This is a genomic window from Psychrobacillus sp. MER TA 171 (assembly GCF_023713305.1).
Lineage (GTDB): Bacteria > Bacillota > Bacilli > Bacillales_A > Planococcaceae > Psychrobacillus.
The window spans coordinates 200,908-219,387 of sequence record NZ_JAMAWN010000003.1; the positions used below are offsets into that span (position 1 = coordinate 200,908).

Genomic DNA, 18,480 nt, shown 5'->3' on the forward strand with positions numbered 1-18,480 from the left:
TTTGTTAACTTATCCCATTATTTCAACATAGATAACTCATAATTAATAATCTCTTTTATATCTTCTGTTCCAATTGCCCCGTTATTAAATACATTAGAATCTATCCAATATAGCTGTGTAAAGGAAACCCCATTGATTAACTCCAGTCCTAGGAATACTCGGTTGCCCTCCATTTTCTCCTGTTTATGTAAACTTTCAACATCCTCAATGCTTAACTTTTGCCACTCCAGTATAAACGCTTGACGGATTCCTGATGAAACGTGTGTATTCTTCTTCCATCCTCCGTGCTTTCAATATAAATATTTTTCACAAACCCTTCTATAGGAAAAAGTTCTCCAGCAGTTGTTGCTTCTTTGTTTGTTTCCACGATAACTCTTCCATTCGCTAGTACGGCTAGCGAAGAAGGAAGGCCTTCTACTTCATATATAGGTGTATCTTCATCTATATAAGCAGCATCACCATTTTATAGCTAACCTCACCAATTTTATTGCTGCCTGTTACCCTAAACATAACTACCATATATATACATATTACTATATAATTAAATGAATAATAAGATAACTATAATAAAAAGGGGTTTTCAAATGAGTTTCCCAGTACTTTCTACAAAAAGATTAAATTTAATAGAGATAAAAGAAGAACATGTTGCTAGTATTTACTCGATTTTTTCCAATGAAGAAGTCATTCAGTATTACGGAATGTCTCCATTAACAAGCATCGACCAAGCAGCAACCATGTTAAAATCCTTTGCGAATGGGTTTGAGCAAAAAAGATCTATGCGTTGGGGAATAGTTTGGAAAGAAACAGGAGAATTATTAGGTACAGTAGGGTTAAACAACCTATCCTTCACTAGCAAAAGAACAGAAATCGGCTATGATTTATTGCCCGCCCATTGGAGAAAAGGAATTGTGACGGAAGCTGTAGAAGCAGTGATTGCTTATTGCTTTAATGAATTAAAACTTTATCGGATAGGGGCTGTAACATTTCCTCAAAATGAGGCATCATTCACATTACTATTAAAACTGGGCTTTGAAAAAGAAGGTGTTTTAAAAGGTTATCTATATCAAGATAACGAATCACATGATGCTTTTATCTTTTCCCTTACTCAGCCTGATTGGAAATTACGTTAAGCTAAATCTCCTATATTTAGGGTTTTAATATTTAAAGAAAAAGAAGGAGTTGCAAAGTTGAGACTTTCTGAATTACATCCTCTTTTCTATCACCTACGAATCCAACAAAAAAGATTTTTTAGAGTTCTTGGCGATTTAAAAGATCAAAAAAGGTTTGCCATTGGGAAATTGCTATCCACTACATTTCCTTATACTTGTAAGAAGCACCAGTCATTGCTGAGAAGGACATTGGGCGATAGCGATCCTCAATTGCAAGAAAACAAAATCATAAACTTGAAGATTGCTGCCGGAGAAATAGACGGAATCATTATAAAATCTGGTGAAACTATTTCCTTTTGGAAACTAGTAGGGAAAACAACAAAAGCTAAGGGCTACATAGAAGGCATGCAGCTATCCAGAGGAGAAGTTAAAAAGGGAATTGGCGGTGGAATATGTCAGCTTGCAAATCTACTATATTGGATGACGCTACATACACCTCTTAGTGTGATCGAGAGACATCATCATAGTTTCGACCCCTTCCCCGATTCAGGGCGTACCCTCCCATTTGGAAGTGGGGCAAGTGTTTTTTACAATTACGTGGATTTAAGATTTTATAATCCAACGTCTAGCTCTTTTCAAATAAAGGTTTGGCTAACCGATAAGCATTTGAAGGGAGCTATTTTTTCCAATGAAGAAATGCCTTATTCCTATCATATAGAGGAAAGAAAACACCAATTTTTAAAACGAGACGGAAAAAACTATCGTCAAAATGAGATTTGGAGAAAGACTATCGATAAAAGAACAGGACAAATGATAAAAGAAGAGTTGCTAATCCATAACTTTTCAGAAGTGAAGTACCCTATACCGGATTTGGTCCAAGTAGAGAATTGTCAAGGAATTAATAAATCTTAGACACAATTGTGTACCATTAAATCGCCAAATTCAAAACGATTTGCCCGTATAGTTTCAGATATTTTTGCTCAAGGCGGTAGCTTTCGTGTACGTTGTGAGACCCTATCTGCTTCACTTCCCCGCTAGAATCCGCCTACCTCTTTAAAGAAGATTGTCTTAAATAATTGGGAATCACTATTGCCCTTTTTTTATTCAGCCTTGGTAGTTAAATAACTTAAGAATTTTGTAAAGCTGCTCTTATTTAAATATCCACTCATTATACTCTCCTCTTTTTTTCTGCAGCTGCCAATCTGTTTTTAAAAAGTAATGGTTAAATTCAGAAGCAACTGGGCAGAGAGCAAGAATAGGTGCAGCCTTTATAAAAAGTAACATCTTCTTTAAAATCCCTTTTCCACGATGCTCTTTACTTATAGCAAATTGATAAAGCGAGATAGTATTATTTGTTTTCTTTGGATAAAACCGCATTGCTCCAACTATTTCTCCATCTACTACGGCTATAACCATTTGATTTCTTCTAATGGCTGCTTGTATGCCAAGAGGACATAAAAACTCAGCAGAGTATAACTCACTGCTATTAGGATTTAAATGCTCTGTGAAAAAGGAATTAACTTTATGTATTTCAGTTGGTGAAGCTATTATTATCTGCATTCATTCCCCTCCCTTAAGAATTTAACCATGCTTTATATAGTTCACCGATGATACCATCTAGCTGATGAACACCAAGATCAGCATTAGTCATGATCACAGCACTTTTATTTAAAAATGGAAATGCCACCACCATACTTTGATAGCCAACACCCCATCCAAGTGATGTAATTTCTAGCTCATTCTCCACTTTATCAAGAAACACACTAAGTCCAGACCATTCTTTTCTTCCTTGGGAAGTAATCAATCCCTTTGCAACCGTCGAAGAAATGCCTGTTATGCTTTCTCCTTTTAGTGCATTCATTAGTTCTAAGACTAACTTGGCTATATCTTGAGATGTAGACCATAAACCTGAAGCAGCAGCGTAGGGATAGATGGTATATTTACCCTCCACTACTTCTCCGTGCTTGCTGTGACCACATGAAAAGTTTTCACTGCTTATACTAGACGAACTACTAACATATTTGCTATGTTCCATATTTAATGGTCCAAGAATAAATTCATCCATTACCTGCGGAAATGGCTTTTTTTGAACATCTTCTATGATTTGCTGAATGATACAATATCCTGCATCTGAATAATGAAATTCACTTTCCGGTTCATATATTGCATGTATAGGATAAGGATTGTATTGACTTTCTCCTTCCAAAATTTTAATCATGGATGGAGCACTACAGTTTGAATTTAATTCTGTAAAACTATTAGTAGGATCTTTAATACCTGACTGATGGCTAAGTAAGTTCCGTAGTGTCACCGCTTTTAGTTTTGTGAATTTATTTTCGGGTAAATGCCAACTTATAAGTTTCTTATTTATATCTTCATCTAGGTCTAGTATTCCTAATTGTGTGAGCTTCAGGACTAACACTCCTGTTAAAAACTTGCTTATCGAACAAGCGTTAAAAAGAGTATCATCTTTAACCTTTTTCTCACAACCTTTTTCTAATAAACCTTCGCTTACACACTCACTTATTTGCCCTTGATCAATAAATGTAATGCTTACACCAGGTACGTTATAAAATTTCATTCGCTCTGCCAGTTTATAACCATCTATTTACAAAAAATCACCCCTGTAGTTATTATTTAGATTCTAACACGAATACATGTTCCCATAAAGAATATTTTGTTAATTTCCCACAAAAAAAACCTAAATCATTTAAGATTTAGGTTCTTTCATTTATTTATTAAGCTTCTAGCATTTTGTTACGTAATACCATTTGAAGGATACCACCATGACGGTAGTAATCTACCTCAACTTCTGAGTCGAAACGAGCAAGCACGTTGAATTCTTTTACAGAACCATCTTCAGCTTTAGCTGTTACTTTCAGGATATCACGAGGTTTAACTCCCTCAGCAATGTTAATGCTGATTTCCTCTTTACCAGTCAATCCTAAAGTTTCAGCATTTTCTCCTGGTAAGAAGTTAAGTGGTAGAACACCCATCATTACAAGATTTGAACGGTGAATACGCTCAAAGCTTTCTGTAATAACAGCTTTAATACCTAAAAGATTTGTTCCTTTTGCTGCCCAGTCACGAGATGATCCCATCCCGTAATCTTTTCCGCCGATTACTACTAAACCAGTACCTTCTTCTTGGTACTTCATAGCAGCATCATAGATAGACATGGTTTCGCCCGTTGGCCAGTAAGTAGTGTATCCACCTTCTGTACCAGGAGCAATTTGGTTACGGATACGGATATTAGCGAATGTACCACGCATCATTACTTCATGGTTACCACGACGTGAACCATATGAGTTGAAATCACGAATTTCTACTCCATTCTCACGCAAGTATTTACCTGCTGGTGTATCTTTACCGATAGCACCTGCTGGAGAGATATGGTCAGTTGTAATAGAGTCACCGAATTTCGCAACTACGCGAAGTCCAGCAAGCGTTTCAATTGAACCTGGCTCCTTAGATAATCCTTGGAAGAATGGTGGGTTTTGAATATAAGTTGATTTGTCATCAAATGAATACAATGATTCAGTTGAAGTTTCAATAGCATTCCAAGCTTCGTTTTCATCAAATACGCGTGCATATTCTTTTTGGAATAGCTCACGAGTAACTACTTTAGAAAGCACTTGGTTAACTTCTTCAGTTGAAGGCCAAATATCAGCAAAGTATACTTCGTTACCATCTGCGTCTTTACCAAATGAATCTTTTTGAAGATCGATGTCAACAGTACCTGCAAGAGCATAAGCCACTACTAATGGTGGTGAAGCTAAGTAGTTAGCTTTTACTAATGGATGTACACGACCTTCAAAGTTACGGTTACCAGAAAGAACAGAAGTTACGAAAAGATCTTCGTCAATGATTGCTTTCTCGATTTCTGGTAATAATGGACCAGAGTTACCGATACATGTTGTACAGCCGTATCCAACTGTGTTAAATCCGATTTCATCAAGGAATTTGTCTAGTCCTGAATCTTGTAAATAACCAGTAACAACCTTAGAACCTGGTGCTAATGAAGTTTTTACGTAAGCAGGAACTTTCAATCCTTTTTCTACTGCTTTTTTCGCAACTAAACCAGCTGCAAGCATTACATATGGGTTAGATGTGTTTGTACAAGAAGTGATTGCAGCAATAGCTACAGCACCAGTTGGCATAACAACATCTCTGTCTTCAAATTTAACAGTTGCAGATTTATCAAATTCTTTCTCTGATAATCCGAAGCCTTGTGTACCTTGAGGAGCTACTACGCTTTCACGGTAACGAGATTTCATATCAGTAAGAGGAATTAGATCTTGTGGACGTTTTGGTCCTGAAAGGTTAGCTTGGATATCTCCAAGGTCAATTTCAATTACATCTGTATAAACAGGCTCTAAAGCTGGATCAAAGAACATGTCATTTGCTTTTAGGTAAGCTTCAACTACTTCGATATGCTCTTCTTCACGGCCAGTTAGACGCAAGTATTCAAGAGATTCTTCATCAATTGCGAAGTATCCACATGTTGCACCATATTCTGGAGCCATATTAGCGATTGTTGCACGGTCAGCAAGTGGTAATTTAGATACACCAGGACCAAAGAACTCAACAAATTTACCAACAACACCGCGTTGACGAAGTACTTGAGTAACTTTAAGCGCTAAGTCAGTTGCAGTAGTTCCGTTTGGAAGATCTCCTACTAATTTTACCCCGATAACTTCTGGGATTGGGAAATAAGAAGGTTGACCAAGCATTCCTGCTTCAGCTTCGATACCACCTACACCCCATCCAAGAACACCAAGACCATTGATCATTGTTGTATGTGAATCAGTACCTACTACTGAATCTGGGAATGTTTCTAGTGTTCCGTCAGCACTTTCGTTCACATGAACGATTGGTGCTAAGTACTCTAGGTTAACTTGGTGAACGATACCAGTTGCTGGAGGTACAGCACGGAAGTTATCGTATGAAGTTTGTGCCCATTTCAAGAAATTGTAGCGTTCTGCATTACGTTCAAACTCAAGATCCATGTTTGCTTGTAAAGCTGATGCCGTACCGTATTTATCTACTTGTACGGAGTGGTCGATAACAAGGTCAACTGGAATAGCAGGGTTGATTTTATCTGGATTTCCGCCCATTTCGTTCATCGCAGAACGTAATGCTGCTAAATCAACTACTACTGGTACTCCTGTGAAATCTTGTAGGACAACTCGAGAAGGCTTAAATGGAACCTCTGCTTCTGGATCCGCATCTTTACCCCATTTTGCTAATTGTTCAACGTGCTCATCTTTAATTACATATCCATCATGTTGACGTAACACAGACTCTAGTAATACTTTAATTGAGTAAGGTAGACGTGATACGTTTGCAATTCCTGCTTCTTCTAAAGCAGCTAAACGATAATAAGTATATTCTTTTCCATTTAGCGTGAAAGAAGTACGGCTATTGTGTAAGCTATCTTTTGCCATTTGTATTCCTCCTAATATCTATTGAAAAGACTCTATTCAAGTAACTTTTCTCCACCATTAATCATAACTTAACTCTAGCGATAAGTAAATTACATTAAAATTATTATAAGTAATAATTAATTCTTATGACCTTTTATCTTTTTAATAGTTTTCTCTAATTGCTTTAAATGTCTTTTTTCATGTAAACCAACGAATGGAAACCACTGTACAAGTGGTACCCTGCCGAATAAAGGATGCTTTAGTGATTTATCTTGAAAAACTTGATAATCATTATTAGCATATACTTTTAATAATTCCATTCTAGCTGCATGTAATTGACTTTTCATCACCTCTTTTGTCTCGTAATCTGGCTTCGGCACGGTATACTTTGGCGCCTTAACTTTGATCAAACGAAGGGTCGAAACCTGAATCGGCTTTTTTTTCGCATGCGGACTATTAGGATTAGCTAACTCCGACTTAATCCCTTTTACAATCGTATTCTCCATTTTAACCAAATGTTCCATAATCTCTTTTGGTGACCAAGAGTTTTGATCAGGTTTTCGATTGAACTCCTCCTCGCTTAATGAATCTACAAGTCTAAAAAGCTCTGCACGTATTGTATTGTTTTTTTCAAGAAACATTATTTACCTCCACTACACTATGTTTTGTTTATATCTATTCTTATACCCACTATACAACCTTGCAATCTAATTTCTTTTCTCTCTTTATACTTCACTTATTTTACTTCTAATATCTATGTACTTTACAAAAGGTGAATTAATTGTTTCCCTTTCGTATAATCGGACACGCTCGGTATTGGTATGCGATTAAGGCAATCACCATGGAATCACTATTATTTGGTTTTTATTAGAATGGTGTGTTAATCGTTTTCTATTCCATAGTTAAGTCCTTTTATAGAAGTCGGTAACCAATTCCTAGTGTTTTTCATTATACTCTTAGAAACTATATTGAGAAATATGATTATGTTATTTTAGCTTGTGTGTTTCTCAGTATGCTATTCGAGAAATAAATCATGAATTTTCCGGGAAACTAAAGACGGAATATTTAAATTAAAAAGTATGAGGTTTAACGTCTTCTCATGTTGGCTATACAAAGAGTGTAATCGAAATAATAAATATTTGAGGAGATGAAAGAAAATGGGACTAATTTTATACTTAATCATCGGTGGGATCATCGGTTGGCTAGCAGGACTAATTCTTGGTAAGGATATTCCTGGTGGAATTATAGGAAACATTATCGCTGGTATCATTGGTGCTTGGATCGGTGGAATGATTTTCCCTGATATGGGACCAGTAATTTGGGACATGGCAATTATTCCAGCATTAATCGGTGCTATTATCCTAGTTGCTATTTTAAGTTTAATCTTGAAAAGTATGCGTAAATAATTTTAATGAAGCTAACACGGATTTAAAAAATCATTTCTAAAAAAAGAGACTGCCCCAAGCTTTGATTAATATCAAAAATTGGAGGTAGCCTCTTTTTTTGTTGAATTTAAAAGCCTGTGGTTGTTAAAAATAGTTTGATTTGAACTTGAGCTGAAAGCTCACTCTAATTAGGCAATAAAAAAACCTATTAAAAACTCCAAGGAATCTTTAATAGGTTTTAAGTATAAATTTATTTACCTTCTTCAATCAATGTTTCCATGTCAATTACAATTTCTTCTTTAGGTACGTCTTCGAATCCGGTGTAATTTTTAACTGCAACACCGTTTTGATCGATCAAATAAAAACGAGATCCGTGAATTACTTGGTCATCATTTGGATTATTTCGAACGAGTGCTTTAAACGATTGCTCGGCAAATTGGGAGATATATTCCTGAGAATAACCAGTTAAAAGCTCCCAGTTACTTTGATCAGGCACTTCAAACATGTCCAAGTATTCTTGTAAAACTTCCGGCGTATCCACCTCAGGGTCTACACTGAATCCCACAATTTTATAATCCTCTATACCTTTATCCTTTAGCATTCCTTGTATTTCTGCAAGATTAAAGGTCATTGGCGGACAAATTGTTTCACAATTCGTAAAGATAAAAGTAGCCAACCAAACCGTTCCCTTTAAATCTTCTAAAGAAGTTTCTTCGCCTCGTTGATTGTCAAACTCAAATTCTTCTATTTCCCAGTTTGTTTGGGCTTTAAAGTCACTGCTTCCACAACCTGCTAGTACCAATAAGCTTATCATTATAATACCCAATATTTTTTTCATTGTATGACTCCTTTATAACATCCTAGCCTAATCTTAACCAATGTGGATATTGCGTTCAACTACTCTGTCTTTTAGATTTCAACAGTTTTGTGTCTATACATTGCTCAAGGATAACAGTGCATTTTTAATTTCTTCAAGCTTGCTCTCTACTCTGTGCATTAAATAGAATGACACAAAAATAGGAAAGCCTACATCTTGAATAACTGAAAGCCACTGGTCCATAGGGATAACCTCCTTTTCATCTTCTCCAAAAGTACAAGCGACTATAACACTATTTACTAGAAGATCCAAGCCATTTTTCAAACATGCTCTCTGCTATTTTTCCAATCTCCGGTTCAAAATTGAAAGGGTATTAAGAGCAGTTCTCTCTTAATACCCCCCTAACCATGTTAGATTATAGAATTGACATTACGTTCCACAACTTTAGCACCTTTAATACCGCTTAGACTAAAGCTATCTACATGAAAAGTGTTGCTGTTAATGAGTGATTGCATCCCTGCTTCTATTTCCTCACGAGTTAGATTTTCGCGAGGCTCGTCTACTGATAAGGTCAATTCCTTCCCATTATCTGTTTCAAATTGAAGTTGTAATGTTTTAGCCATGTTTTACCCTCCCTATTTTTAGTTTAAATTAGATGTTTGTACTTTCTCTGCTATGATAAATGGACTTGCGGATAAGCCTGAGAGAATTATTACCGCAGCTTCTAATTGGTCTGCAGTAGCACTAGCTTTTACATTTCGATACGTTTTTGACTTTGTTTTTAACTTGCCATTTCCACCCATACCAGCTTCAAAAGTAATTCTTAATACGGAATGCTTGTGTTCTAAATTAGCCATCTGAATCACCTCCCTTCACTCTCTATATAGAAAGTTTTTACTCGAAAGGATACATTCCTGATGAAAAATTATTTCAAACACCTTATACTAATAGATAGAAGAATGAGGTGAAGAGATTGTTAGAAGGATGGTTTATGTGGTTTATACTTTTTTGGGTTGTTGTCTTAGTGTCTTTGATGGGAATAGGCGGATTTTTCATGTTCCGAAAGTTCCTCAAATCGATGCCTAAAAGAGATGGTAAATCTGATCTCGACTGGGAAGAATATTATGTAGATAAAACGATACACCTATGGAACGATGAACAAAAAGCTTTGTTAAATGAGCTAGTTACTCCAGTACCTGATTTATTCAGACCTGTTGCAAAACAAAAAATAGCTGGGAAAATTGGAGAAATTGCTTTAAAAGAAAATGCCAAGGCTATCACACAGGAACTGTTGATACGTGGCTATATCATCGCTACTCCTAAAAGAGATCATAAGTTTTTACGTAAGAAACTCAAGGAAATGGAAGTAGATGTTTCACCATTTGAAAAGTATTTTGCTTTGTCAGAGGATCGAAAAAAAACGAGCACCCCATAAAAAGGATGCTCGTTTTTATATTGGCTGTTTTTGCATTTTCTTAAACTGTATGAACATTGCAATTCTCCAAGGGACAATCATCCCAAATGCTAAAATCCAAAACATTCCACTTAATGCTCCCACATCAATTGTAGAACTAAGAACAATCTTACCAACTAAACGAATGATTAAAAGCCCGATTAATATGAAGATGAATGCTTTTGACTGTTTCAGATAGATTTCTCCATCTTTATGCTCAAACTTAGATGTCCATATCAGAACAATAGAAAATAACATTCCGATTAACAAAGCTTCACCTATTTGCGCTAATGTTACTCGAAAGAAGGGAAACACAAACATTAATGCCCCGGTTGACATAAACAAAGGGGGCAATAATATTTTTTTAGCACTTGCTGGTTTTTTTGCTGATTTTGCCCGTAAGGTTGTTACTAGAATCCCCATACCTAGCGCAATGACTGTTGAGACAATAATCATAACATTGGCCGGAATATTTTCTAACATTGGTATTCCCCATATCTTTTAGTTTCTTCATTTTGTAGATTTAATATATGTCTGTTACATTGCGTAACACATTGATGAGTTGGTCCGGATCAAACGGTTTAGTGATGAAATCCTTTGCTCCGTATTCCAACGCATCGACAATAAGCTTTTGCTGCCCAAGTGCAGTAATCATTACTATCCTGGCTTCTGGAAATTCTGCAATAATATGCTTTACTGCTTCGAGTCCCGTCATCGTTGGCATAGTAACATCCATTGTGACTACATCTGGTTTTAACTTTCTATATTGCTCGATAGCCTCAAGCCCATTAGCGGCTTCGCCCACTATCTCAAATGGATGATCATCTAGCATTCGTTTAATCGTTGTACGCATGAATACTGCGTCATCCACTACTAAAACTGTCGGCATATCGTTGCCTCCTTATTTAAAATCCAGTAAAGTCTCCAAAAATAGGGCTTAATATACGAATTATATAAGTTAATCCGTCGAAAAACAATAGAATCCCTAAAGCAATCATAATATAGCCACCGACTTTAACAATCAGATTACTATTTTTACGAATCCAGTTCAATCTAGTGATAAAGAAGGACAGAACAAAGAATGGGATTGCAAAGCCTAGAACATATGCAAGCATATACCAGACGCCTGAACCAGGATTAGATCCAGCTAGTAATAATACAGACGCTAGAATCGGACCAGTACAAGGCTGCCAACCTGCTGCAAAAGCCATACCTATTAAAAAAGTCCCTAGGTACCCAGATGGTCTGTTTTTAAAATGTAATTTTTTTTCTTTCATTAAAAATTCCGGTTTAAAAACTCCAACGACTATTAATCCAAATACAACAATAAAAATTGCACCAACTTGACGGATTAAGTCATCATACTGGATAAAAAATGTACCAATTAACGATGTGGCAAACCCTAATGCGATAAATATAGCTGAGAAACCAAGCAAGAAAAATAATGTATGTAGCATGCCTCTTTTTTGCATTAGCTTTTTATCTGTTTTAATTTCTTCTAGTGACATACCAGTTATATAGGATAAAAATGCAGGATACAACGGTAAAGTGCATGGGGAAATAAAGCTTAAAAACCCAGCACCGAACGCCAGTAGTAAGTTAAGATCTGTACTCACGGCAGTCTTCCTTTCCAAATTACTGTTCCTATCGTATCAAATTTCCTTTACTTTTACCCTATTAAAGCTTGTGACAGCTTTTTGAATTTTTTATGCTATATCCTCGACTACCCCATTTTGAAGCAGGTACATTTTGTGATATAGACCTTTCTCATTCAATAATTGCTGATGCGTGCCTCTTTCTACTATTTCCCCATGGTGAAGAACGAGGATCAATTCTGCATCTTGAATTGTACTTAGACGATGCGCAATAGCAATAGTCGTTCTTCCTTTACGCATTTTTTCTAAGCTGCTTTGGATGGCAACCTCAGTCTCAGTATCGATATTTGCAGTTGCTTCATCTAAAACAAGGATTTTAGGATTCGTTGCGATAGTTCTTGCAAACGCTATTAGCTGTCTTTGACCACTCGAAAACGTAGACCCTCTTTCCGACACTTTCTGCTTATATCCATTTGGTAATTTTTCTATAAACTTATCGGCTTGCACGAATTCAGCTGCTTCTCTCACTTCTTCGTCAGTCAAATCGTGACCGTGAAGTCTTATGTTGCTCTCAATATCCCCATAAAAAAGGAATGGATCTTGAAGCACTAACCCCATCTTGTTTCGAATTTCAGCAGTCTGGAAATCTTTCACAGAGTACCCGTCAATTTTTATATCTCCATGTTCAAATTCATAGAAACGCATAAGTAGATTTATAATTGAGCTTTTCCCGCTTCCAGTATGGCCTACTAATGCTACAGTTTGGCCTGGCTCAGCAGTAAATGAGATATTCTTTAAGACATCCGTTTTTCCATCATAGGAAAAAGTAACATTTTGAAACTCTATTTTCCCTTTGTCAATCGTAGCTGTTTCCACGTTTTTCTGTGTAGGCGCCAAATCACTCTCGTCTAACAGCTTAAATACCCTAGAGGCAGCAACAATGGCTAATTGAAAAATCGATAACCTTTGCATCACTTGGTTGATTGGCTCAAAAAATCTATCTATATAAGTAACAAAAGCATAGATCACCCCAACCTCCACGATATTATCCATGGAAGTGACTCCAAAATAGCTGAGGAGAATAATAATTGCTAAAGCATATACCATATCGATTGCTGGTCGCAGTAACAGGCTGTCTAGCTTTATATTTCTTCTTCCAGCCTTCCAATGTGATTCGTTGATATCATTGAACTCATCCTGCAACCGATCTTCCTGTCTAAATGCTTGAATCATAGTCATCCCTTGTAAAGACTCTGCCAGCTTCGCATTCAACTGACTTAGTCGTTCTCTCAAGTCCTGGTAAACTACCGAGCTGTATCGACGGTAGGTGATGATGATGACAAACAAAATAGGCAACAAAATGGTAGTAATTAATGCAAGCTTTACGTTCAATAAGAACATAGCAATATAGACTCCAATAACTAGGAACCCACTTTGTACAAAGCCTACTAATACACTAACAAACATATCCTTAATGGCCTCGGTATCATTGGTAACCCTAGAGACGATGCTACCTGCAGGAGTCTTATCGAAATAACGCATTCCTAGGCGATGGACTTTCGAAAAGACATCAATACGCATCTGTTGAATGATTTTTAATGCAATCTCTTGGAACTTTAACAACTGGAAGTAACTTACGAGAACATTTCCAATTTGGATAAATATATATCCCAATGCCAGACCAACGAGTGGTCCAGTAGGAAATTCTCTAGGTGTTAAATAATTATCCATAAACGTTTTTATTAAATATGGTCCAAGGATATCTCCAGTAACCGTTAATATTAATAAAAACAATGCAAAAGCAATCATTTTTTTATGTGGTTTTAAGTAGGTTAGCAGTCTTTTAAGAACTAGCCATTGATCTTTCCCTGTAAGTGTTGGCTGTTTTTCATTCATCAGACGTCCCTCCCTTTTTCCACAAGATTCTCTAATTGCTGTAATTGATACATTTCATAATACATTCCTTTTAGCTCCATTAGCTCTTCATGCGTCCCTTTTTCTATAATAGTGCCTTCATTCATCACAATAATCTGATGAGCATGCGCAATGGCACTTAAACGATGGGAAGTAATAATAGTCGTTTCATCTGTACGACTTTTCTTCAATGATTCTAATATTGCTTCCTCTGTTCTCGCATCAACAGCTGAAAGAGAATCATCGAGTATTAGTAATTCTGGCTTCATCATCAAGGCACGGGCAATAGAAATACGCTGCTTCTGTCCACCTGATAACGATACTCCCCGCTCTCCTACTATCGTGTTATAGCCGTCCGTAAATTGAAGGATATCTTCGTGGATATTGGCCAATCTTGCTGCTTCATAGATTTCATCCATCGTTGCATCTGCATTTGCGAACGCTATATTACCAGCAACGGTCGTAGAGAATAGGAAGTGATCTTGAGGAACATAACCAATCGCCTCTCTCAAAGCTCTCTTCTTATAGGCAACTATGGAATGGTCGCCATACATAATAGTACCGCGATACCCCTCAAACTCCCTCATTAACAATTTTAAAATTGCTGTTTTCCCAGAGCCAGTCTTCCCTACAATTCCTAATGTTTCACCTTGCTTTAGGGTAAATTGGATATTGTGCAAAGCAACACGATCGTCACCAGTAAATTTGAAATCTTCAATATTAAATTGAATATCACCTTTAGGCTTATGATCCAATGCTCCTACATGGTCATCGATTTCAATTTCTTCCTCTAATATATTTCTTATCCGATCATAGGAAGCTCTTCCACGCTCTACAATATTAAATAGATAGCCAAATGCTAGCATCGGCCAAACTAGTAATCCTAAATAGGAAGTAAAAGCAAATAGGTCTCCAATACTCATCTCATCAGCTAATATAAAACGTGTTCCAAACACAATAGACAAGAAGAAACACATTCCCACGACTAAAGAAATCGTTGGGTCAAATAGAGAATCTACCTTGGCTACATGCATATTTTTAGCGACAACTTCTTTTGATAGATTAACAAAATCGTCTGTGTCTTCTTTCTCTTGACCGAATGTTTTAATGACTTTTACGCCGGAAATACTTTCTTGAGCTTTATCATTTAAACTAGAAAAAGCCTCCTGTGCAAAACGGAAACGTTGGTGGAGCAGCTTTCCATAATAACTAGTAGAAATGGCCATCAATGGTAATGGCAGTAAGGCAATGATCGTCAGCTTCCAGTTAATCGTAATTGCCATTGCAGCTATAACAAAGCCCCCCGTTGCCAAGGAATCCACCAAGGTTAAAACACCTGATCCAGCCGTCTGTTGTACTGCAGACAAATCGTTTGTCGCATGAGCCATAAGATCTCCAACCCGTTTTTTCTGGTAAAAGGAAGGAGCCATTTTGGTGAAATGATTAAATAGCTTTTCTCTCAATAACCTAGCGAGATAAATAGAAGAACCAAAAATCATAATACGCCAGTAATAACGTAGAACATACATCCCTATTGCTGCTAAGGCTAAAATAGTAAGCCATTTAAATAAAAACTCGTTAGTAAGTGTCCCCGCATGAATCTCGTCTACTACTAACCCAATAATCTTTGGTGGAAAAAGCTGCAAAAATGCAACAAATAGAAGCATTAAAACGCCAAATAAATATTGCTTTTTCCTTTGTTTAAAATACCAGCCCAACTCCAAGAATACTTTCACTATATTTCCCCCATATTACAAATTAAGACTTTACTAGTTTAGCAAATGTTTGAACATTACGAAAGATGGAAAAACAAAATAATTCGGAAACAGAAATATTTTATTAAATAATATCAATTGTGTTCGTACAAGAAATTATAACTATGATACATTTAACTAGAAAAGCGCAAGCGCCTATGTCTGCCCCGACAGGCAAATGGAGAAAAGCGAGGAGGCAGTTCCTCAGCCACCGGAGCTTTTATCCATTTGACCCCGAGGGGCAAGGCGATGAAGCTAGACATCAATTTAACGACAGGTTCACAATTTTATAATTTCCTAAACAATAAAAAAACATAGGAAGGCGGCATTAAAATGTTCGATGACAAGGTAGTAATCATTACTGGAGCAGCTCAGGGTATTGGCAGAGGAGTTGCGCAAGTTTACGCAGAGAACAGTGCTCACGTGATTTTAGCTGATAGCAATGAATCGCTTGGTAGAGAAACGGAGGAATCTCTTTTACAGCAGGGGCACTCTTGTCTTTTTATAAAAACGGATGTCCGAGTGGAAAAAGACGTTATAAATCTAATGGAACAAACTACTAAAGAATTCGGAACGATTGACATACTGATTAACAATGCAGGGAAATTTCAACCGAGCTCGCCTTACGACTTATCGTTGGATGAGTGGGATGACGTCATTCATACAAATTTACGAAGTGTTTTCCTTTGTAGTCGTGAAGCAGCCAAAATTATGAGAACTAATGAGTACGGTGGCTCCATCGTATCGATGGCTTCTACAAGAGCTTTTATGTCCGAGCCCAACTCCGAGTCCTATGCTGCTACTAAAGGCGGCATTATTTCACTGACCCATTCCTTAGCAAGTTCATTAGCTAAGGACAATATTACAGTTAATTGTATATCTCCCGGATGGATTGAAACTGGGGATTATAATGACCTCCGGGAGGTAGACCATGCTCAGCATTTCTCGGGTCGTGTAGGAAAACCAAGTGATATCGCTAAGGCCTGTCTATATTTGACGGATCCTTCTAACAACTTTGTAACAGGCACAAATGTAACAATCGATGGTGGTATGACAAAAAAGATGATCTATGAGGCATGAGTCCCTCTTCTAAATTAAGAAAATCCTTTCATTCTTTTATATAAGAGGGTGAAAGGATTTTTATATTTTTTTATATTATTTGAGGATTACACTAGGAACTGACTTCACTATTAATTGTAGGTGCGTTAAGCTACTGATCTGTAAAAGTTATTATGTATAGATTGCTTAGCGCTGATTGGGAATCAAATATGTCCACCTATTAACGTATAATGAACGAACTCTATACTTTCTCCGGCTATGTAAAATTCCTTAGCTTGGACCTTTTGAAATCCGTTTTTCTCTAAAACCTTTTGTGAAGCGATGTTATTAGCTGTGGTTTTAGCATTCACTTGATTAATTTCTTCCCATGAAATGGTTTGTAGCAACACTGCTACTGCTAGACTAGCAATCCCTTTCCCTGTGTGCTCTGCTCCAATTCTGTAGCCCAAATCCGCCTTTTTTTGTTGTTTGTCAATATCTATTAAATTAATACGCCCTATTATAGATTCGGATTCCTTGATGAGAAAAAAATAGGATTCTCCCCTTGCTTGTTCCTCTAACAAAGCAATATTCTTCCTCATAAATATTTCGTGGTGATAGTAATCTCCACCCCTTGAAGGTACGGTCTGTTCAAAATAAGTCCTGTTTTTGGATTCAAAAAGATATAGCTCTTCTATATCCTCCATCTTTAGCCTTTCAATACTAATGTTCATTTAAAAAATCCCTCTTCCTTAAGACGAGCTATTAATTACTTTGATTCTTATTCAACAACTGTATTCGCTCTTTTTCTTCCTGTTTATCCATGTATTCAAAAAAGCCAATTTGGTTTTCCCATGGATCCATAAAAGTAGCCCATTTGGCCCCAACTTCTTCCCTCGAGTGAATTTCGAAGTATTCTACACAAAGTTCCTTCATCACTCGTTCACGTTCTGCTTCCAAATCCTTCACAGCTAAACGCAATGGACCGCTCCCCTTTGCTGGAACGCCTACTGAAAGTTGAAGCCAACATCCTGAGATTACTTCCCATTCCACAAACCCATCATGTGGAATAAGCTCTGCCTCTCTTTTTAATAACGTTTTATACCATTGAAGACCTTTTTGGAAATCGGATACTCTTATCTGGACCGTCATTTCAAAAAACATTAGCTTTCCTCCGTTATTTAACTTGATTGTATATTGGTTTTTGTCTCCTGCTTCATACGTTTATTATGCTTAGACACACTATCTCGTTTGATGAACAAGGATCTTTTCTTCCCCCACACACAAGAACCGCTCTACCCCAGGATACTTTTCACCAAGACTCGAAACAGTAAATCCACATCGCCGATAAAAACCTACCGATTCACAGTCTGTTTCCGCGGTTAATCGATGAAGCCCTAACTCCTGCACGACATAATCTAGCATCCTGCTTCCTAGCTTTTGTTTTCGACTATCTGGGGTAACTGCTGTATGCTTTATTTCTGCATGATGTCTCTCTATCATTTCTATTCCTATACATGCAACATAGACGTCATTGGTTTTCCAGCCATAAAGCGTTCTTGTTTCTATTTGTTGATAAGCATTATATTCTTCTATTACTTTGTCCGTTGACGTGGCAAGCTCTAGTAACTTAAAAATATGTATGTCTATTTGGTTTTCTACAATTTCATTCAACTAAATATCTCCCCCTTCCTGTCTATCCATTGCTCTGAAATAATGATAAAAATACTACTATCTTTTACTTTTTTGCATGATTACGAAGCAATTGATCCATGTGAGAATAGGTACGGATAACAGGATAATTAAAGAGCTATTTGTGAGCTTCACAAATACCTTAGCATCCATTGCATACAAATTAGCCGCGGCTATTCCTAAAAAGCACACATTTACTATACAGCTTGTCAGCATTGCCTTCCGTCGACCCCACCTTTTTAACACAAACAAGGATAAGAAAGTTGAAACTATAAAGGTTATTACTATTATTAGCGC

At 36.8% G+C, this 18,480-nt stretch carries 24 protein-coding genes; 6 read left to right on the forward strand and 18 right to left on the reverse strand.

What is annotated here, in order from left to right:
• Positions 1-17: 17 nt before the first annotated feature.
• On the reverse strand, positions 18-173 hold the full coding sequence (locus M3627_RS04755) for a hypothetical protein (RefSeq protein WP_251553147.1): 156 nt from the start codon (positions 171-173) through the stop codon (positions 18-20).
• Between the two features lie 38 nt (positions 174-211).
• A complete protein-coding gene (locus M3627_RS04760) occupies positions 212-367 on the reverse strand; it encodes a hypothetical protein (RefSeq protein ID WP_251553148.1) in 156 nt (51 codons plus the stop codon).
• 217 nt (positions 368-584) lie between these two features.
• On the opposite strand from M3627_RS04760, the gene M3627_RS04765 reads away from it, so the two are divergent.
• Together M3627_RS04765 and M3627_RS04770 are read left to right on the forward strand one after the other, a co-directional pair.
• Entirely contained in the window at positions 585-1,130 is a 546-nt protein-coding gene (locus tag M3627_RS04765) for a GNAT family N-acetyltransferase (RefSeq protein WP_251553149.1), read from the forward strand.
• 57 nt (positions 1,131-1,187) lie between these two features.
• Positions 1,188-2,021 (forward strand): VanW family protein, encoded by an 834-nt coding sequence (locus M3627_RS04770; protein ID WP_251553150.1) that lies wholly within the window; start codon positions 1,188-1,190, stop codon positions 2,019-2,021.
• A gap of 237 nt (positions 2,022-2,258) precedes the next feature.
• Here M3627_RS04770 and M3627_RS04775 read toward each other — a convergent pair whose 3' ends face one another.
• The 4 genes from M3627_RS04775 to M3627_RS04790 all read right to left on the reverse strand — a co-directional run bounded on the left by M3627_RS04775 (position 2,259) and on the right by M3627_RS04790 (position 7,176).
• Positions 2,259-2,669 carry a GNAT family N-acetyltransferase gene (locus M3627_RS04775; protein WP_251553151.1) on the reverse strand — a complete coding sequence of 137 codons (411 nt, stop codon included), beginning with the start codon at positions 2,667-2,669 and terminating at the stop codon, positions 2,259-2,261.
• Positions 2,670-2,682: 13 nt separating this feature from the next.
• Positions 2,683-3,690: a serine hydrolase domain-containing protein gene (locus M3627_RS04780; protein WP_251553152.1), complete on the reverse strand. Its 1,008-nt coding sequence runs from the start codon at positions 3,688-3,690 to the stop codon at positions 2,683-2,685.
• A gap of 157 nt (positions 3,691-3,847) precedes the next feature.
• Positions 3,848-6,556 carry an aconitate hydratase AcnA gene (gene acnA, locus M3627_RS04785; protein ID WP_251553154.1) on the reverse strand — a complete coding sequence of 903 codons (2,709 nt, stop codon included), beginning with the start codon at positions 6,554-6,556 and terminating at the stop codon, positions 3,848-3,850.
• Positions 6,557-6,672: 116 nt separating this feature from the next.
• Positions 6,673-7,176 (reverse strand): DinB family protein, encoded by a 504-nt coding sequence (locus M3627_RS04790; protein WP_251553156.1) that lies wholly within the window; start codon positions 7,174-7,176, stop codon positions 6,673-6,675.
• A gap of 516 nt (positions 7,177-7,692) precedes the next feature.
• Here M3627_RS04790 and M3627_RS04795 point away from each other — a divergent pair.
• Entirely contained in the window at positions 7,693-7,941 is a 249-nt protein-coding gene (locus M3627_RS04795; protein ID WP_169359195.1) for a GlsB/YeaQ/YmgE family stress response membrane protein, read from the forward strand.
• Positions 7,942-8,170: 229 nt separating this feature from the next.
• Here M3627_RS04795 and M3627_RS04800 read toward each other — a convergent pair whose 3' ends face one another.
• The 4 genes from M3627_RS04800 to M3627_RS04815 form a co-directional block, all read right to left on the reverse strand.
• The gene (locus tag M3627_RS04800; RefSeq protein ID WP_251553157.1) at positions 8,171-8,758 is read right to left on the reverse strand and encodes an SCO family protein; all 588 of its coding nucleotides are present in this window, start codon (positions 8,756-8,758) and stop codon (positions 8,171-8,173) included.
• Between the two features lie 93 nt (positions 8,759-8,851).
• On the reverse strand, positions 8,852-8,980 hold the full coding sequence (locus M3627_RS04805) for a YvrJ family protein (protein ID WP_169359197.1): 129 nt from the start codon (positions 8,978-8,980) through the stop codon (positions 8,852-8,854).
• A gap of 167 nt (positions 8,981-9,147) precedes the next feature.
• Positions 9,148-9,360: a DUF2922 domain-containing protein gene (locus M3627_RS04810; RefSeq protein ID WP_169359198.1), complete on the reverse strand. Its 213-nt coding sequence runs from the start codon at positions 9,358-9,360 to the stop codon at positions 9,148-9,150.
• Positions 9,361-9,378: 18 nt separating this feature from the next.
• Positions 9,379-9,594, reverse strand: a complete 216-nt coding sequence (locus tag M3627_RS04815) for a DUF1659 domain-containing protein (RefSeq protein WP_251553158.1) — start codon at positions 9,592-9,594, stop codon at positions 9,379-9,381.
• A gap of 134 nt (positions 9,595-9,728) precedes the next feature.
• Here M3627_RS04815 and M3627_RS04820 point away from each other — a divergent pair, with 134 nt between their 5' ends.
• The gene (locus tag M3627_RS04820; RefSeq protein WP_169359200.1) at positions 9,729-10,172 is read left to right on the forward strand and encodes a DUF2621 domain-containing protein; all 444 of its coding nucleotides are present in this window, start codon (positions 9,729-9,731) and stop codon (positions 10,170-10,172) included.
• Positions 10,173-10,187: 15 nt separating this feature from the next.
• Here M3627_RS04820 and M3627_RS04825 read toward each other — a convergent pair whose 3' ends face one another.
• From M3627_RS04825 to M3627_RS04845, 5 genes are all read right to left on the reverse strand, one after another.
• A complete protein-coding gene (locus M3627_RS04825) occupies positions 10,188-10,673 on the reverse strand; it encodes a CcdC family protein (RefSeq protein ID WP_169359201.1) in 486 nt (161 codons plus the stop codon).
• A gap of 40 nt (positions 10,674-10,713) precedes the next feature.
• Positions 10,714-11,079: a response regulator gene (locus tag M3627_RS04830; RefSeq protein WP_169359202.1), complete on the reverse strand. Its 366-nt coding sequence runs from the start codon at positions 11,077-11,079 to the stop codon at positions 10,714-10,716.
• A gap of 16 nt (positions 11,080-11,095) precedes the next feature.
• Positions 11,096-11,806, reverse strand: a complete 711-nt coding sequence (locus M3627_RS04835; RefSeq protein ID WP_169359203.1) for a cytochrome c biogenesis CcdA family protein — start codon at positions 11,804-11,806, stop codon at positions 11,096-11,098.
• Between the two features lie 90 nt (positions 11,807-11,896).
• A complete protein-coding gene (locus M3627_RS04840) occupies positions 11,897-13,681 on the reverse strand; it encodes an ABC transporter ATP-binding protein (protein ID WP_169359204.1) in 1,785 nt (594 codons plus the stop codon).
• Complete coding sequence (locus M3627_RS04845) at positions 13,681-15,435, reverse strand: ABC transporter transmembrane domain-containing protein (RefSeq protein WP_251553159.1); 1,755 nt, start codon at positions 15,433-15,435, stop codon at positions 13,681-13,683. Before M3627_RS04845 ends, M3627_RS04840 begins: the two co-directional genes overlap by 1 nt.
• Positions 15,436-15,554: 119 nt before the next feature.
• Between M3627_RS04845 and M3627_RS04850 the strand changes: the two genes are divergently transcribed.
• Together M3627_RS04850 and M3627_RS04855 are read left to right on the forward strand one after the other, a co-directional pair.
• Complete coding sequence (locus tag M3627_RS04850; RefSeq protein WP_251553160.1) at positions 15,555-15,746, forward strand: hypothetical protein; 192 nt, start codon at positions 15,555-15,557, stop codon at positions 15,744-15,746.
• 40 nt (positions 15,747-15,786) lie between these two features.
• A complete protein-coding gene (locus M3627_RS04855; RefSeq protein WP_251553161.1) occupies positions 15,787-16,533 on the forward strand; it encodes an SDR family NAD(P)-dependent oxidoreductase in 747 nt (248 codons plus the stop codon).
• 182 nt (positions 16,534-16,715) lie between these two features.
• On the opposite strand, the gene M3627_RS04860 is transcribed toward M3627_RS04855, so the two are convergent.
• The 3 genes from M3627_RS04860 to M3627_RS04870 all read right to left on the reverse strand — a co-directional run bounded on the left by M3627_RS04860 (position 16,716) and on the right by M3627_RS04870 (position 18,165).
• Positions 16,716-17,225 (reverse strand): GNAT family N-acetyltransferase, encoded by a 510-nt coding sequence (locus tag M3627_RS04860; protein WP_169359207.1) that lies wholly within the window; start codon positions 17,223-17,225, stop codon positions 16,716-16,718.
• Positions 17,226-17,256: 31 nt separating this feature from the next.
• Entirely contained in the window at positions 17,257-17,655 is a 399-nt protein-coding gene (locus M3627_RS04865) for a VOC family protein (RefSeq protein ID WP_169359208.1), read from the reverse strand.
• A 78-nt stretch (positions 17,656-17,733) separates the two neighbouring features.
• Entirely contained in the window at positions 17,734-18,165 is a 432-nt protein-coding gene (locus M3627_RS04870; protein WP_251553162.1) for a GNAT family N-acetyltransferase, read from the reverse strand.
• Between the last annotated feature and the right edge of the window lie 315 nt (positions 18,166-18,480).

What these genes read in the sequence shown, in the direction of transcription:
- M3627_RS04795 (WP_169359195.1), top strand. Translation starts at nt 7,693, where the DNA reads ATGGGACTAATTTTATACTTAATCATCGGTGGGATCATCGGTTGGCTA.
- M3627_RS04810 (WP_169359198.1), bottom strand. Translation starts at nt 9,360, where the DNA reads ATGGCTAAAACATTACAACTTCAATTTGAAACAGATAATGGGAAGGAA.
- M3627_RS04790 (WP_251553156.1), bottom strand. Translation starts at nt 7,176, where the DNA reads ATGTTTCTTGAAAAAAACAATACAATACGTGCAGAGCTTTTTAGACTT.
- M3627_RS04765 (WP_251553149.1), top strand. Translation starts at nt 585, where the DNA reads ATGAGTTTCCCAGTACTTTCTACAAAAAGATTAAATTTAATAGAGATA.
- M3627_RS04855 (WP_251553161.1), top strand. Translation starts at nt 15,787, where the DNA reads ATGTTCGATGACAAGGTAGTAATCATTACTGGAGCAGCTCAGGGTATT.
- M3627_RS04775 (WP_251553151.1), bottom strand. Translation starts at nt 2,669, where the DNA reads ATGCAGATAATAATAGCTTCACCAACTGAAATACATAAAGTTAATTCC.
- M3627_RS04830 (WP_169359202.1), bottom strand. Translation starts at nt 11,079, where the DNA reads ATGCCGACAGTTTTAGTAGTGGATGACGCAGTATTCATGCGTACAACG.
- M3627_RS04805 (WP_169359197.1), bottom strand. Translation starts at nt 8,980, where the DNA reads ATGGACCAGTGGCTTTCAGTTATTCAAGATGTAGGCTTTCCTATTTTT.
- M3627_RS04865 (WP_169359208.1), bottom strand. Translation starts at nt 17,655, where the DNA reads ATGTTTTTTGAAATGACGGTCCAGATAAGAGTATCCGATTTCCAAAAA.
- M3627_RS04780 (WP_251553152.1), bottom strand. Translation starts at nt 3,690, where the DNA reads ATGAAATTTTATAACGTACCTGGTGTAAGCATTACATTTATTGATCAA.
- M3627_RS04755 (WP_251553147.1), bottom strand. Translation starts at nt 173, where the DNA reads ATGGAGGGCAACCGAGTATTCCTAGGACTGGAGTTAATCAATGGGGTT.
- acnA (WP_251553154.1), bottom strand. Translation starts at nt 6,556, where the DNA reads ATGGCAAAAGATAGCTTACACAATAGCCGTACTTCTTTCACGCTAAAT.
- M3627_RS04860 (WP_169359207.1), bottom strand. Translation starts at nt 17,225, where the DNA reads ATGAACATTAGTATTGAAAGGCTAAAGATGGAGGATATAGAAGAGCTA.
- M3627_RS04815 (WP_251553158.1), bottom strand. Translation starts at nt 9,594, where the DNA reads ATGGCTAATTTAGAACACAAGCATTCCGTATTAAGAATTACTTTTGAA.
- M3627_RS04825 (WP_169359201.1), bottom strand. Translation starts at nt 10,673, where the DNA reads ATGTTAGAAAATATTCCGGCCAATGTTATGATTATTGTCTCAACAGTC.
- M3627_RS04800 (WP_251553157.1), bottom strand. Translation starts at nt 8,758, where the DNA reads ATGAAAAAAATATTGGGTATTATAATGATAAGCTTATTGGTACTAGCA.
- M3627_RS04840 (WP_169359204.1), bottom strand. Translation starts at nt 13,681, where the DNA reads ATGAATGAAAAACAGCCAACACTTACAGGGAAAGATCAATGGCTAGTT.
- M3627_RS04820 (WP_169359200.1), top strand. Translation starts at nt 9,729, where the DNA reads ATGTGGTTTATACTTTTTTGGGTTGTTGTCTTAGTGTCTTTGATGGGA.